Here is a 14950-nt window from a genome sequence, read left to right as displayed (position 1 = left end):
AAATACATACCATCAAAAAAACCAAAAACACGCGCAAAAATTGTTATTTAGGCCCGAGCCGTGTAGTATATCGCGCCCTGAAGTAAACCTCTATCAAAAGTAAGAGCAAAACAGATATGACGCAAAAAGTAGTTGTGATTTATTCCGGCGGTATGGACTCATTTACCGTATTAAATAAAGCCCTGCAACAAGGCCACGAAGTATATGCCCTGTCGTTCGACTACGGCCAGCGTCATGTTAAAGAGCTTAAAGTAGCTGCTCAAGTATGTGAAAAGTTAGGAGTTTCTCACAAGATTGTTGATATTTCAGCGATCAACCAGTTGATTGGTGGCTCATCACTAACTGATGATATCGAAGTACCAGAAGGTCATTACGAAGAAGAAAGCATGAAGAGCACAATTGTGCCTAACCGCAACATGATTTTACTATCACTGGCTGTGGGTTATGCGGTGTCTTTAAAAGCCAGCAAAGTTTATTACGGTGCCCATTCAGGCGATCATGCTATTTACCCGGACTGCCGCCCTGAGTTCGTACAAAAAATGGATGATGTTTGCCGTATTGCCAATTACGACGCTGTTGAAATTTTCAGCCCGTACTTAAACAATACCAAAATCGACATTTTGACAGACGGTTTAAAAATGGGTCTTGATTACAGCCAAACATGGACCTGTTACAACGGCCGCGACAAAGCCTGTGGTAAATGTGGTGCTTGCCAAGAGCGCTTAGAAGCCTTTGCTTTAAATAACGTTACTGACCCTATCGAATACGAATAACCTTATTTAGAATGGGGCAGGTTAAGTTTAAAAGGCGAGTTTAACTCGCCTTTTTTGATTGTGTTTGTTGAATCAGATTTAACAGTTCTGCTGTGGCAGTTGCATCAGCTAACGCTCTATGATGATTCGTTAAATTCAATTCAAAATGTGCCGCTAAGTTACCGAGCGAATATGACTTAAGCTTTGGAAATGCCTTGCGTGATTCAACTACGGTACATAGCTTTGGCATTTTAAAGCCCTGCCCGATTGCACTGTATTCTTTGCGAATAAAGCCGTAATCAAAATTCACATTATGGGCAACAAATACGCTGCCTTTTAATAGTGAGCGCAGTGTATCAGCAACCTCTTCAAAGCGCGGCGCATCACGAACCATAGCGGCGTTTATCCCCGTTAACTTGGTGATAAAAGCAGGTATACTGCGCTCAGGATTGATTAAACTCGCCCATTGGTTGATTACTTCGCCCGCTTGTAACTGCACAACGGCTATTTCAGTAATTTTATTATTACCTTGTACGCCACCGGTGGTTTCTATATCCACCACACTATAAATACGATTCGGATCATTAAACCAATTTACCGCAACGATATTCACTGCAAAGCCATGTTGCTTTAATACCTCAATACTGACAAGTTGGTTGCGTCTTAGTTTGTCGCCAGGGGCTTTCACTTCTTCAAAGGTGAGCTTATCCCCTTTAAGCACCATCAAGTCTGGATAGCCATCTTTGAGCTGCTTAAAGGTTTTTGTCATTTGTAGTAAATGCGCTTTTAAATTTGTAAGCGGGCTGTGTTTTATTAATACCTCTAGCGGCTCTAACATGTCGCTGTGCCACACGAACACGCTATTGTGGGCTTCATAAAACTGCCCTACGTTTTTGCAAACATATTTATATAAGGCTTCATTACTAGTGAATTTGGCAAGCTTTTGCTCAATTTGTGTTTGTTGCACTGTGTAAAAACAATCAGCCAGCAACACCTTTGGATAAAGGTCAAATTCATTACACGGCGGGTGCGGGGTCTCTATAAAGAGTTCTTGCCAAAACGTTAAGGTAAAGAAGCTCAGCCAAAGATTATTCTCGGTAAAAAATACCGTATTACCAAGCTGTTGATAATGCTCACACACTCCTTGCTCTACATCGCCACGATAAATATCATCAACCTCTAATTGATGCTCTGTATCAATGAGCATTTGTGTTAGGCGTGAGCGTTGTTGCTTATTATATTTACGCTGTAAAAAGTCCTCTGCAAAATACAAAATGCCATCATCTAGTGGGTCTAGAATAACTTGTTCAAGCTTTTGTTCTACCCAGGTTTTATCACCTTGTTTGTAACGCTGGCGAATTGCTAGCTCTTGCGCTTCACTGCTACCTTCACAGTGCTCAAGTAATTCAAATGCAAATGCTAAGTCATGCTCTTTAAGCTGCTTATATAAGCGGATCAGTAATTTGTTTTTGATACTCTGGGCTAATTCATCTTCAGAGCTAATGGCTAAAAGTGCTTGGGCTAAGTTCTGATACTGAGATTCTGACTCGCTTTCTTTGAACTGCATTCGCAGCTTATTTAATTGATAATGCGTTTGTGCTTCGGCTAGTGTTTGAAAACGCGATATGCTCTCATTAACATCACCACGTACTTTTGCAATTCCTAAATCACGCATCACAAAACGATTTTGATGATTTATATCACCACCACTTAGCCGACCGCTATGTAAAAACTCGAAGTATTCATAATACTGACCACGGCTATTGACCACGAACTGACTAAACAACGCCACTAATTCACTGTGGTTACGATCAATATGCTCTTTACACAGTTGGGTCAAGCGCTGTTTACTGGCTGACTTTTTGTAATCAGGATAAGTCGCCATTAACTCATCATTTGCTAATAAGGTTAACAGGGTTGGTTTGGTTAAATGCTCAAGCAATAGATCTAATTCATCGCTGCTAGGATGTGCCACCAGCCCTTGCTGCTTTAGCTTAAAAATAGCACCGTGCAGATTAGGGATCTCTTCATAATTTAATGATGACAAAGCAACGATTTTTGGCTTTCGAGAAAAAATACGTAGCAAAGTACATAAACTTTGCTCATCAAGCTGAAGGAGTTTTTCAAGAAATAACTGCTGCTCTTCTACAAGCAGATGCCTGCACTGAGATTGAATAAATTCAGCAAGCTCAAAGAAGTGACTTAAATAATATTTTGCTGGTAGTTGTGTTTTCATAGCCAAACCTGATACTGTATATAAATACAGTATCAGGTATTAGCTAATTGATTTCAATGTTTGCGGTTATTTAACTTTTAAAATACCCACAATTGCGCAAATTGCGCCCCCGACCATACCGAGCCAAGCTTCAATTGGTGTATCACCACTAAACGTGCGGCTAATTTGCGCACTTGCAGAGTCATAAACGTTATATCCCCATACAGCTAGCGCCACACCAATAACGATTAAAGCAATACCTATAATTTTTCCCATCGTGTTGTTCCTTATTGTTATTAATTTCTTTTTGATAACCTCAGTGTTGCACACATATTAAACGCCTGCAAAGCATTAAGAAATAATCAAACTAAAGGTTATGTTTTGCCCACTTAACGACACCTGAAGTTCAGCGTCAATTGCTTTACTTAACGCTTTGGCAATAGATAAGCCTAACCCAAAGTTATCATTAGAGGTTCTGGCACTGTCTTTTTGCCAGAGTGGATCAAATAACTGGCTCAAATCGTCTTCTGTTAAAGGTACTTTTAATTCATTTTTAACAGAGAATTGCAGCTTATCCTCTTTCGTCAGTAGCGTACTTACAGTTACATCACTCTTGTCGGGGCTATATTGCTTTGCGTTATTTACAAGGTTGGTGATGATTGATTCAAGTGCAAATAAATTACTGACAATGGCAGGAATATCATCTTGAAACTCAAACTTAATTCGCTCTAAATCATGTTTTTCTAAGGTACGTAAAATAACCTGATTTAAATCGCATGCATCTTGCTTTGGGAGTGCTTCATCACTGTACTTATGCAGTAGTAATAAGTTCGACACAATACTCTTTAAACGCTGGCTAATTTTTAGCACTTCGGGTTTAAAGTCTGCCTCAAACTCTTTTTCATTTGGAAAACGAATGGCCACTTCAGCCATATTAATAAGCTCAGCTATAGGCGTTTTTAACTCATGAGCGATATCCGAGGTTAAGCGTCTTTCACGAAAATAAAGCTGGCGGTTTTCCCGTATAAAGGCATTTAAGCTATCAACAATGGGTTGCAGCTCTTTAACAGGCTCTTTTATTGTTATCACTGCATTTTTATCAGCTATACTGAGCTGGCTAATATCCCGGTTTAGTTTATTCAGCGGCGCTAAAGAACTGTCGACCGATTTACGCACAAATAGACGAATGAATACGATTACTGACACAGTAGAGACAACAAAAATAACGTCGATCAGCCATAAAACAAAGTCAACTTCTTCTGATGAAGCCGCATAAGCTAAGGTTATGGGTTGTTGCAAAGAGGTGTTAACGCCTTCAATAAAGTCTTCATCATCGTCTAGGTCTAAAGGCGGTATAAAGCGAGTATAAATAACCCGCCCATTGCGACCATCAGGTAACTCGGTATTGATGATTTTTGTCTCTCCAAGCTTTATTTTCTCTAGAGGTAGGTTCTTTTGTGAGAAAAGGTGCAAGCTTTCTGAACGCGCAAAAACCCCAGACTGCGACCAAATTTGAAAATACTCAGTTTCTGTACTGCCAGAAAACTCAGGCATGAATTGCCCTGAAAAATCAAAATCAATTTCTTCTTCGTCAATATCAATCAATGACATAAGCATGCCAGCTTTTGATTTCAAACCACGATTAAATTCGTTATCAATCCAACTATCAACGGCGATATCGGTAGCAACTAAAATACTCAGCACTAGCCCAGTTATAGTAATCGATAATGTGGTTACTAACTTACTGCGAATTGATTTCATTATTTTCCTTGAATGATATAACCAAAACCACGCTTTGTTTGAATAGGTAACTCGCCACCTGCTGCCCTCACCTTTTTACGCGCTGATGATAGGTGCGCTTCAATGGAGTTTTTCGAAACTAAGTCATATTGCCCAGCAATATAGGTACTTAACTTTTCAGCTGTGATCACTTTGTTTTGATTACTAAACAAGCACTCAACTATTTTATATTCGTTAGGGGTTAAATCGATAACGGTGTCGTTAACTTGCAAAAGTTTTAATTGTAAATTTAAAGCCAAGTTATCAATGCGGATCACATCACTGATTGTTTTCAGGCCGCCGCGACGCATTAAATTTAACAACCTTGCATGCAGCTCATCAAACGAAAATGGTTTGGTCAGGTAATCATCGGCCCCGGTGAGTAGCCCTTTCACTCTGTCTTCTGGTTCTTGTTTGGCAGATAAAATAAGTACACGCACGTCGAGCTGCTTTGCTCTTATGGTTTGTAATAACGTAATGCCATCAATACTGGGTAACATAATGTCGAGTATGATTAATTCGTACTCACCTGTCATTGCCATACTCAACCCTTCAGCGCCATCGCCGGTTTCATCAATAGTAAAACCTAGGTTCTCAAGGCCAATTCGTAGACTACGTCTTAATGACACCGAATCTTCTATAATCAACAATTTCATATGTTACTCATTTAGATAAAAACCGCTTTAGCGTCATCAGCTTACGCTTTAAATCTTAAGATTCACTTAAGATTCACTTAAGATTTACTGAAGTTTTTCTAGTTTAGAAAATATTAAGATTACCATAAGGATTTCTTAAGTTTCGATTCCTAGTATTGCCGTAGTTTCGATTAAGTAAGTACGACTATGACAACAAAACTTTCTGTTTTAAAACCTTTGTTCCGTTTTTCATTAATTTTAATGTCAGTATTTATACTGTCGAGAATAGCCTTGCTTGTATGGCAACACCAAAGGTTAGCTGATGGCGATAGCCTAGCCGTTTTATTAGGAGGCTTAAGAGTCGACTTAAGCAGCTTAGGCTACTTGTCAGCCTTGGCTGTTTTAATGTTAGTCGCTGATGTACTTTTGCGCAGCAAAACTGCTTTTTTTCAGCATGTTTTTACTCTTTATAGCAGTATAGTTGTGACTTTAATCGTGGTTGTAGAGGCTTCGACCCCCGCGTTCATTACCCAATACGATGTACGACCAAATCGTTTATTTGTCGAATACCTAGACTACCCTCAAGAAGTCTTTTCTATGCTATTACATGGCCACCTATTTGCCATGATAAGCACCTTAATTATTGCAACGATTAGTTGTGTGTTTGCGTATCGTTTTATAAATGCAGCATTTAGCAAACAGCAAAATGCTAAAACGGTTAGCCAAGTGGTGATACTCGTTACTACTTTATTAGTTTGCTTAATTAGCGCAAGAGGCACTGCAAGCCATCGCCCGTTAAACCCTGCATTAGTGTACTTTTCAAGTGACTCACTGATTAACTCCTTGGCACTTAATTCAACTTACAGTGTTGCCTTTGCTATTAAGAGTATGGGCAATGAAAAAAATGCCAGTAGTTTATACGGTACCATGCCACGTGATGAGATTTTACAAACAGTAAAGCAAGCAGCCTATAAACAGCAGTTTATCACTGAGAAAATCCCTACCCTTGCCAACAACACACCTTTTAACACAGGCAAACAAAAGAATTTAGTGATCATTTTAGAAGAAAGCTTAGGTGCACGCTTTGTTGGCGAACTAGGTGGCATAGGTGTGACTCCTGAACTAGATAAGCTTTATCAACAAGGCTGGGGGTTTGATAACTTATACGCCACTGGCACACGCTCTGTTCGAGGGATTGAAGCGGTAACAACCGGGTTTCCCCCATCACCTTCGCGCTCGGTGGTCAAACTTTCTAAATCTCAGCGTAACTTTTTCTCTCTTGCTGATGTATTAGCCCGCACCGGTTATACCACCCAATTTATCTACGGCGGTGAAAGTCATTTCGATAACATGAAAAGCTTTTTCTTAGGCAATGGCTTTAGCGATATTGTCGATATTAATGACATACAAAGCCCAGAGTTTATCTCATCTTGGGGAGTAAGTGACGAAGACTTGTTTAATCAAGCTGATATAGAGCTAAGTGAGCTAAATAAATCAAGCAAACCATTTTTCAGCCTTGTGTTTACCTCAAGTAACCACGACCCATTCGATATTCCAGAGGGTAAAGTAACACTGCCTGAAGGCCACGACCCAGAAAACTACAAACGCGATCTAGCAATTAAATATGCTGACTATGCACTCGGTAAATTCATCGCAAAAGCAAAAACGCAAGATTACTGGCAAGACACCGTCTTTTTAGTGGTTGCAGATCATGATGTGCGCGTGTTTGGCTCAGAGCCTGTGCCGCTTAAATCTTTTCACATCCCTGCTGTGATCCTAAATAGTGATATGGATGCAAAGCGCGATACTCGCTTAGTCAGCCAAATTGATTTACCTGTTACTTTGTTGTCGTTATTAGGCGTTGAGCAAGCAACCCCCATGCTTGGTTATGATTTAACACAACAATACCCTGTTGAGCGCGCCATGATGCAGTACTACGACAACTTTGCTTACGTAGAAAATGGTGAAGCCGTGATCCTGATGCCAAACCAAAAAGTGAGCTATTGGCGCTATGACTCTACAAGTAAAACGCAAGTTGCCATCGATAACACAGATAGCAGCGTTGAGCTTGCCAAAAAAGCCTTAGCACACGTCTTATTTAGCAATTTAGCTTATACCGAACAGTTGTATCGCTTACCAAATAAATCGTAGCGATGAGGAATGATTATGAGCATGCAAATTAAACAACTCTTTACTAAAAAATGGCACGTTAGCTACAGCCAATTTGTCTGGCTGGTGTCGTTGTACTTGGTTATTGCATTTAATGGCCTGTTTTTATTTAACATGCTTGAAGCAGCCAGCAAACCTGAACATATCAATTGGTTATTTATAGCAAGCGTACCGTTTTTCTTATTAGCACTGACGGCAATGGTGTTAAGTTGGTTATCGCTAATCACCTTTGTTAAACCCGTGCTTTTAACAAGCGTCGTGGTTTCATCGTTGTTGTTTTATGCAACCTTAAATTACGGTGTTATCTTTGATAAAAGCATGCTGCAAAATATCTTAGAGACAAATTCAGGTGAGGCTTTTTCATACCTTAATGTACAAGTTATCGCTTTTATTACTGTGCTAGGCGTACTGCCTGCTTACTTGTTTTCTCGCTTTGAAATTGTCGGAAACTTTCGTGTTCGTCTTAAAAGCTTTGCGCTTCTTAACGTTACAGCGTTTATTGCTGTAGCTGTTATTGCCGTTCCTTTTTATAAAGATTACGCCTCTGTAGGGCGTAATAATCGTCAATTAACCAGCTACATTACCCCCTTTGCATTTTATACTGCGGGCTATAAGTACCTGCGCGATAATTATTTTTATCCACCTTTACCATTTAAAGTCTTAGATAAAACACCGCACCTATTAGCTAAGCAACAAAGTTCACTGACGATTATGGTGGTAGGTGAAACAGCGCGTGCAGCAAATTTCTCACTGCAAGGTTACGACAAGCCAACTAATCAATATACCCCTAAACTTGGCGTTAAATATTTCAGTGATGTTAGTTCATGTGGCACCGCAACGGCCATTTCTGTACCTTGCATGTTCTCGCGCTTAGACCGCAATCACTATGATTCGCGCATCGCGCAAAGCCAAGAAAATGCCCTAGATATCATTCAACGAAGTGGTGTAGAAGTAACGTGGATTGATAACAATAGCAGCTGTAAAGGGGTTTGTGTGCGGGTAAACTCAGAAACGGTAGAACCAACAAAGAGCAACCCACTTTGTGACGGACGCTATTGTTTTGATGAAGTACTGGTTGAAGAATTAGCTGCAAAGCTTGCCAAAAGTGATGCGAAACACCAACTATTGGTATTACATATGATTGGTTCACACGGGCCAACCTACTATCGCCGCTATCCAGAAAAAGACAGTAAATTTTTGCCTGATTGCCCACGTAGCGATATCCAAAATTGTAGCAGTGAGCAACTCACAAACACCTATGATAATACCATTGCTTATACCGACCTAGTGCTGAGTAAACTTATTAATTTACTGCAAAGCAGTCAGGCGGATGACAAAGCCCTACTGTATGTTTCTGATCACGGTGAATCACTGGGTGAAAAAGGCTTGTACTTACATGGCTTCCCGTATGCGTTAGCGCCTAAAGAGCAAACCCAAGTGCCTATGCTGTTTTGGAGTAATAAACTAGCCGATACCCGCTTTAATCAATGTATCGAACAGCAGCGTAACCATGCTTTTTCGCACGATAACATTTTTGACACCCTACTAGGCTTAACCCATGTACAAAGCACTGAATATCACCCAGAGCAAGATATCTTTAATGCTTGCTCAACACAAAGCTAACGAAATAGAGATTTCATACTATGCAATTTGATAGCACTAACAAACCCATTGGCATTAAACGTATTCGCCTTGCATTCAAAAACTCCCAACGAGCATTCACGTGGTTAGCAAAGCATGAGTCTGCTTTTAAACAAGAGCTGGTAATGTTGGTGCTTGCCATAGCGGTGGTTTTTGTATGGCAGATTAGTCTGTATGAGAAAATTATGCTGCTTGTATCAGTGCTATTTGTGATGTTTGCTGAAGTCGTCAATACGGCAATTGAAGCCGCCATTGACCGAATAGGCCTTGAAATTCATCCATTATCAGGCCTAGCTAAAGACTTAGGATCCGCAGCCGTACTGATTGCTTTAACGATTTGTGCGTTGGTATGGGGCGGCGTGTTTGTTAATAACCTAAGCTAACTCGCTTTTTTATCATCAGGGGTGTCATTACAAAGTGCACAGTGGCGCCCTTTTGATGAATGATATAAACGGGTTGCGATAAAAATGGCCGTGGCAATAAAAGACCAAAGTAGCGCAAAGCCTAACGCGCCCATTGTCTCGTGACCTTTTAGAATTTCCACCATAAATAATAAAATAGCCACTAACGTAAAAACTTTAGTGGTTCTTAGTATCCAAAATTTTGTACTCACAACTTACTCCTTTAAACGAGGCTCCTTAGAAAGAAGAAGTGTAGTACAAAATAAGAAAAACAACCTAAAAAGCTAAAACAGGCTCAGACAATATCTGTACATTATTTCTAAATACCTCTAAAAGCCCCGGCGGTGAGTGTTCAGTGCCAAGCACTATCACATGACAGACATAACGATAGCCATTGTTAGTAAAGGTATAAAAATGATTCCCTCCACTGCCATCAAAGCTTAATGTGCCCCCTGTGATCACAAGGCTTGGCTCATCTTGCATAGATTGATCAATCCCCCATGCTGCATAACGGTACTGATTATCAGCCAGTTCATCGATACGAATTAAATGCTGTTTTGTTTGCCACGTTAATATCGGCTTTATAAATTCACGGAGGCTTTTATGTAATGCTTGTTTTTGCTCGTCAATCAATGCTTCACGTCGTGCTTTTTCTGCCTCTGATTCATAAGGCACAGCCCAAATAGAGCCATCAAAGTCTAACCACAATTTGCCTGAATCAAACATGATGCCGCGCCACCCCATCATCTCCCAATCATGGCGAATATTTGAGTTCACGATTTTTTCGACAAACTCTTTATCAAAAATTTGCTCAAAGTTTTCTATAAGCATTTGCTCATTTTCAATTGCTTGCAGCGGCTCTTTGCGCTGCAGTGGATAATGCACTCGCTTAGCAATGGCAGCTTTATCACCTGCCTTAAATGCCGCAACCACAGGTTTGACAATATTTATGTGCTTTGTTGCGGCAAGACCACTGAATGCCATCAACAAAAGGAATAGATAAACACAGTACTTAAAAAATCTCATTAATTACTCGACCACCAAATCAAACACAACATTGACACTTGCTCTGAAGGTAATCGATTCTTGTAAATACTTACCTTCTGGGACTGTATTAATACGTGAGCCCGTGACCATGATTCGTTCAATATTTGTATTGCTACCATAGCCAAAGTGACTACCTATCTCTTGCGATTGAATACTATACACCCGACCAAGTTTCGCTTCGAATGCGCTTGCAAGGCTACTTCCCTGCTGTTTGGCATTCGCAACTGCTTTATCAAGAGCGGCTTGCTCGTAATCTGAGGCTTTGGTTGATAAAAGTTGAATTTGCTCGATTTGATTGACACCCACTTTAAGCGCAAAGTTTAAAAAGCCGTCCAGAAGGGAGAGTTTTTTAAGGCTGACTTTGACCTTGCGCGTGGCTCGAAAGCCATCTTTAACTTGGTTATCGTTTTCGTCATAGCGCATATTGGGCTCTAAAAATATCCGCCCCGCAGAGATACTTTTCTCGTCTATAGAGAAATTATTTAAGCCCGCCAGGAGTTCATTAACTTGCGCATCGACTTGCTGCTTAGCCTGCACGCTTTCAGCTTTTACCGCTTCAAACTCTAACGTGATGTCAGCCCTATCGGGGGCTGTACGCACAACTGCCTCACCTTTAACAACAATATGACGATTATCCGGCAGACTTGTTGCAGCCATCGCAGAACTTGAACATAAAACTAATGGTAACAGCAATTTAAGCATCGTAACCTCTCCCTAGAAAAAGTTATGATGCCTTGCTACAGCAGGAAAGTATAGTAATGCATACTTTCTTTCGATGTAAAAAAAGCGAGTGATGATAACTCACCACTCGCAAACTCATCGAAGTTAAGATGATAGGAAATAAAAACTAATCGGCTTTAACTTGCCATCGCATTGTCGACGTAATCTTCGACCATATCGGCAAAATCTTGGTCAACAATACCCAGCTCTGCAAAGCACAGCTCTTTAATCTTAAACCACTCGCTTGAATATTGTTGGTGACGGGCATAGTCTACAGCACTTTCTGCACATTTTAAGATGGCGTACGCCATACGTTGTTGTTCATCATTGTTTTGCTCTAAAAAGTGCGTGTTATGATGATTTAAAATAACGTGACAAAGTGGCTTAGGTAGGTGCCAAGATACCGAGATAAAATAGCCAATCACCGCATGGTCGCACTGATAACGTGCTTGTTCTAGGTCGGTAATCGCATACTCTTTAGCTAAATTTGCTTGCTTGAGAACCTCAACATAGTCTTTAAATTTTAATGCCATAGCCGCAATACCGACATTATGAAAAAGCCCTAATGAATAAAGCTCGTCCACTGGCATTAATGACTTATAACTGTTACCAAGCTGCACACAGGCATTCGCAACTTCAACCGACTCATCCCAAAAGCGCTCTAGGCTAATACAGGCATTGCCTTTAAAATTTTGCTTAAGCAGCGCCAAAGTTACCAACTGGTTAAGCTGATCTAACCCTAAAAACATCGCCGCTTGGCGTATATCACTAATGGTGCGTTGTAAGCCAAACACCGGGCTGTTTATTGTTTTTAATAATAAAGCTGAAAGACTGATGTCTCTTGATATTAGCTGAGCTATTTTATCTAAGCTTGCATCCGATTTTTGCACTTCATCGGCAATTTGGCTCAATAGTTCAGGTTTAGGTGGAATATGAAAACCGCGTTCAAGCGAAACTAGGCGTTGTTCATCTAAGTTGATCATTTGCCCAAGAGCCTCCGTTAATAAGCAACGAGCAATTTAATAGTTTAGATGGGTAAAATACCCTAAGAACTTTGCCTTAGTATTGTTTGAGATCAATGTGTTGCGAAGAAAGGAAATTAATTAGTAAAAAGCTAACACGGCACATTATGGCAGGTTGCTATAATAATATGCCGTCTTTTTGAAGGATTTACTTAGTGAGCAAGTACGCTTAGCCACTCATCAGGGTTTGCTAAAATGAACTCAAATACATCGTTGTTATTTAAAGTAATACGAATTCCATCTGCTGTGATTGGCAAAATACCCGCGCCTTTACCTGAACACTTATCAACGTTATTGATGTGCGCTCGTGGAAGCGTGTATGGACCTAAGCCTAACTCTTTATTAAACGGTTCAAAAACAATCTCTTGCTCAGTAACTAAAAGCTTACCATCCGCTTTTGCGACACCCGATTGAATAGTTGCTATTGATTCTTTGACTGTTTGCGCGTGCATATCCTTTTCTCCACCTAACAAATGAGTGTGGCTTACACTCAATTAAATCATAAAAATTGCGTACCAACTTAAGATACAGCAAGTGCGAAAAAAGTACAGTGCAATTGATTTCAAACTTTTTTATAAAAAAACTTAATTATTCGCTCTAAGTTATTTTTACCTTAGTTGTTAAGGTTTTTTATTATCCTCACAAAAAGTCATTCTGATATAAGCCTTTCTTATGTGAACAAATAAAAATGCGCTATGCTTAAATTAACAGCTAGATAGGTGCGGTAAACAGATGACAAAAGCGTTGCAGCAAACTAAAAACAAGTTGAAAGTGAATGCAATTATCGTGATTGCATTAGTAACGTCACTCACCATTACCTCATTATTCTTTTACAAAAATGTCGACTCACAATGGCATGACTATTCAAAAACCGCCGCACACGTTTATGTACTTCACGACAAGCTCATTCAAAGACTTGGTTATGGTGGCTTTATTCACCATTTTAAAAACCTAGTGCTTAGAAAAAATACAGAACTGTATCTTCCGCCCATTGAAAGTGAACTCACCGAAATAAAAGAGATCCTTGCCAAGCTTGGCGCAATCAAAGAATACGACAAAACTGCACTTACTGACGTTAAAAAAACGGTTATTGAGTATGAAAGTAAAGTCAATATTGTTTTAACGATGATTGCCGATGGCGCAACAAGCGAGCAAATAGACTCTACAGTAAAGGTAGATGACAAAGCAGCACTAAAGGCACTTGCCGCGTTCGAGCAACATGTAAACTTCATACTTAAAGATAAAAGCATCGCCATTGATGAAAACTTCCAAATTGCTTACATCGTGCATGTATTAACGATTATATTGCTCACCAGCATATTGCTTATTTACTTTAGAAAGCTTTCTAACTCTTATAAACAACAGATTGAGCTCACTGAGCGTGCGGTAGAAGGAGCGAGAATAAAATCAGAATTTTTAGCCAATATGAGCCATGAAATACGCACCCCACTTAATGGCATTATGGGGCTGTTGCAGGTTTTGCAACCAAATATTCAAAAACCGAAGAATATAGAAGTTGTTTCTAAGGCGCTGTTTTCTTGTCGATCACTCCTTACCATTATCAACGATATTTTAGATTTTTCGAAAATGGAGGCGAACGAGCTTTCGATTGAACAGGTGGACTTTTCGATGTCGAAGGTCGTTGAGTCAATCAATTCTGATTTTCTGCCGCTTTGTAACGAAAAAGCAATTGATTTAAACATAGATATAGACGATGACGTTGAAGATTTATGGATAGGAGACCCAGTTCGAGTTCGGCAAATTATTTTAAACCTGGTTTCTAACGCCGTTAAATTTACCGAGCAAGGTGGCGTGCAAGTAAAAATAAATAAGTCTTTGCAAAGCCAAAACCAAAAGCAAGGTGTTGAGATAGAAGTGATTGATACCGGCATTGGTATGAGCAAAGAGGGTTTAATGCACCTGTTTAACCGTTTTCAGCAAGCCGATAACAGCATAACGCGGCGTTTTGGCGGGACAGGATTAGGAATGTCGATCACCGCGAATCTTATTAACCGCATGAACGGCACTATTGATGTTGACAGCGCGCTCGGTAAAGGCACCCATTTCACCGTTTATTTACCGCTCAAAGTATCTGAAAAGCAACACTTACATGATAGCTTTACCGATGTGACTGCACCTGACTTATCGGCTAAAACACTGTTGATTGCTGAAGATAACCCACTCAATACCATGATCATCAAGTCAATGCTTGCAGAAACCAACGCTGACCTTCACTTTGCAAAAGATGGTGCCGAAGCAGTCGAGCTATTTAAACAACTCAACCCCATTTTAGTTTTAATGGATATACAAATGCCCACAATGGGGGGAATAGAAGCCTGCTCACATATTCGTAGTATTGATAAAGAGGTGCCTGTTATTGCCTTGACTGCCAACGTGATGAAAGAAAATATCATCGAATACATGAATTGTGGTTTTAATGGCCACGTAGGCAAACCCATTGAAAAACATTTACTATTTAAAGCGCTGCATGATGTGATTGCGGTTAGCCGTGACGAGCTCATAGACTAGGCTTCCCAAGCAGAAAAGTTTTATCTCCACTTTATTTTCA

General features: G+C 40.0%; 14 protein-coding genes. 5 read left to right on the top strand and 9 right to left on the bottom strand.

The genetic code is table 11. The annotated features are described in order from the left end of the window. The first annotated feature begins 92 nt into the window (after window positions 1–92). Window positions 93–773, top strand: coding sequence for a 7-cyano-7-deazaguanine synthase QueC (queC, locus tag EXT43_RS07945; RefSeq protein ID WP_268795049.1), 681 nt, complete (start codon window positions 93–95; stop codon window positions 771–773). 40 nt (window positions 774–813) lie between these two features. Here the strand turns inward: queC and EXT43_RS07940 are convergent, their stop codons facing one another. From EXT43_RS07940 to EXT43_RS07925, 4 genes are all read right to left on the bottom strand, one after another. Further along, entirely contained in the window at window positions 814–2988 is a 2175-nt protein-coding gene (locus tag EXT43_RS07940; protein WP_130166730.1) for an exonuclease domain-containing protein, read from the bottom strand. Between the two features lie 66 nt (window positions 2989–3054). Continuing rightward, window positions 3055–3243, bottom strand: a complete 189-nt coding sequence (locus tag EXT43_RS07935; RefSeq protein ID WP_054553751.1) for a DUF3185 family protein — start codon at window positions 3241–3243, stop codon at window positions 3055–3057. 75 nt (window positions 3244–3318) lie between these two features. Then, complete coding sequence (locus EXT43_RS07930; RefSeq protein ID WP_130166729.1) at window positions 3319–4728, bottom strand: ATP-binding protein; 1410 nt, start codon at window positions 4726–4728, stop codon at window positions 3319–3321. Beyond that, on the bottom strand, window positions 4728–5402 hold the full coding sequence (locus EXT43_RS07925; protein ID WP_062566930.1) for a response regulator transcription factor: 675 nt from the start codon (window positions 5400–5402) through the stop codon (window positions 4728–4730). The genes EXT43_RS07930 and EXT43_RS07925 overlap by 1 nt, the downstream gene beginning before the upstream one ends. 186 nt (window positions 5403–5588) lie before the next feature. Between EXT43_RS07925 and EXT43_RS07920 the strand changes: the two genes are divergently transcribed. The 3 genes from EXT43_RS07920 to EXT43_RS07910 are packed head-to-tail and all read left to right on the top strand — an operon-like array spanning window position 5589 to window position 9574. Beyond that, on the top strand, window positions 5589–7532 hold the full coding sequence (locus EXT43_RS07920; protein WP_130166728.1) for an LTA synthase family protein: 1944 nt from the start codon (window positions 5589–5591) through the stop codon (window positions 7530–7532). Between the two features lie 15 nt (window positions 7533–7547). Then, window positions 7548–9173: a phosphoethanolamine--lipid A transferase gene (locus EXT43_RS07915; protein ID WP_332394045.1), complete on the top strand. Its 1626-nt coding sequence runs from the start codon at window positions 7548–7550 to the stop codon at window positions 9171–9173. A 20-nt stretch (window positions 9174–9193) separates the two neighbouring features. Continuing rightward, the gene (locus EXT43_RS07910) at window positions 9194–9574 is read left to right on the top strand and encodes a diacylglycerol kinase (protein ID WP_062566928.1); all 381 of its coding nucleotides are present in this window, start codon (window positions 9194–9196) and stop codon (window positions 9572–9574) included. Here the strand turns inward: EXT43_RS07910 and EXT43_RS07905 are convergent. The 5 genes from EXT43_RS07905 to EXT43_RS07885 all read right to left on the bottom strand — a co-directional run bounded on the left by EXT43_RS07905 (window position 9571) and on the right by EXT43_RS07885 (window position 12833). Beyond that, complete coding sequence (locus EXT43_RS07905) at window positions 9571–9804, bottom strand: hypothetical protein (protein WP_062566927.1); 234 nt, start codon at window positions 9802–9804, stop codon at window positions 9571–9573. The genes EXT43_RS07910 and EXT43_RS07905 overlap by 4 nt on opposite strands. Window positions 9805–9868: 64 nt before the next feature. Further along, window positions 9869–10618, bottom strand: a complete 750-nt coding sequence (locus tag EXT43_RS07900; RefSeq protein ID WP_130166727.1) for a hypothetical protein — start codon at window positions 10616–10618, stop codon at window positions 9869–9871. Window positions 10619–10621: 3 nt separating this feature from the next. Next, window positions 10622–11341 (bottom strand): SIMPL domain-containing protein, encoded by a 720-nt coding sequence (locus EXT43_RS07895; protein WP_062566925.1) that lies wholly within the window; start codon window positions 11339–11341, stop codon window positions 10622–10624. 155 nt (window positions 11342–11496) lie between these two features. Next, window positions 11497–12342 (bottom strand): HDOD domain-containing protein, encoded by an 846-nt coding sequence (locus EXT43_RS07890; RefSeq protein ID WP_062566924.1) that lies wholly within the window; start codon window positions 12340–12342, stop codon window positions 11497–11499. A 191-nt stretch (window positions 12343–12533) separates the two neighbouring features. Next, complete coding sequence (locus EXT43_RS07885; protein WP_062566923.1) at window positions 12534–12833, bottom strand: hypothetical protein; 300 nt, start codon at window positions 12831–12833, stop codon at window positions 12534–12536. Window positions 12834–13113: 280 nt separating this feature from the next. Here EXT43_RS07885 and EXT43_RS07880 point away from each other — a divergent pair, with 280 nt between their 5' ends. Continuing rightward, window positions 13114–14910: an ATP-binding protein gene (locus EXT43_RS07880; RefSeq protein WP_062566922.1), complete on the top strand. Its 1797-nt coding sequence runs from the start codon at window positions 13114–13116 to the stop codon at window positions 14908–14910. Window positions 14911–14950 lie beyond the last annotated feature (40 nt).

This window comes from Pseudoalteromonas sp. CO109Y, from assembly GCF_004208935.1.
Classification (GTDB): Bacteria; Pseudomonadota; Gammaproteobacteria; order Enterobacterales; family Alteromonadaceae; genus Pseudoalteromonas; species Pseudoalteromonas shioyasakiensis.
The sequence above is the reverse complement of the archived record's forward strand: the minus strand, read 5'-3'. Positions and strand labels throughout refer to the sequence as shown.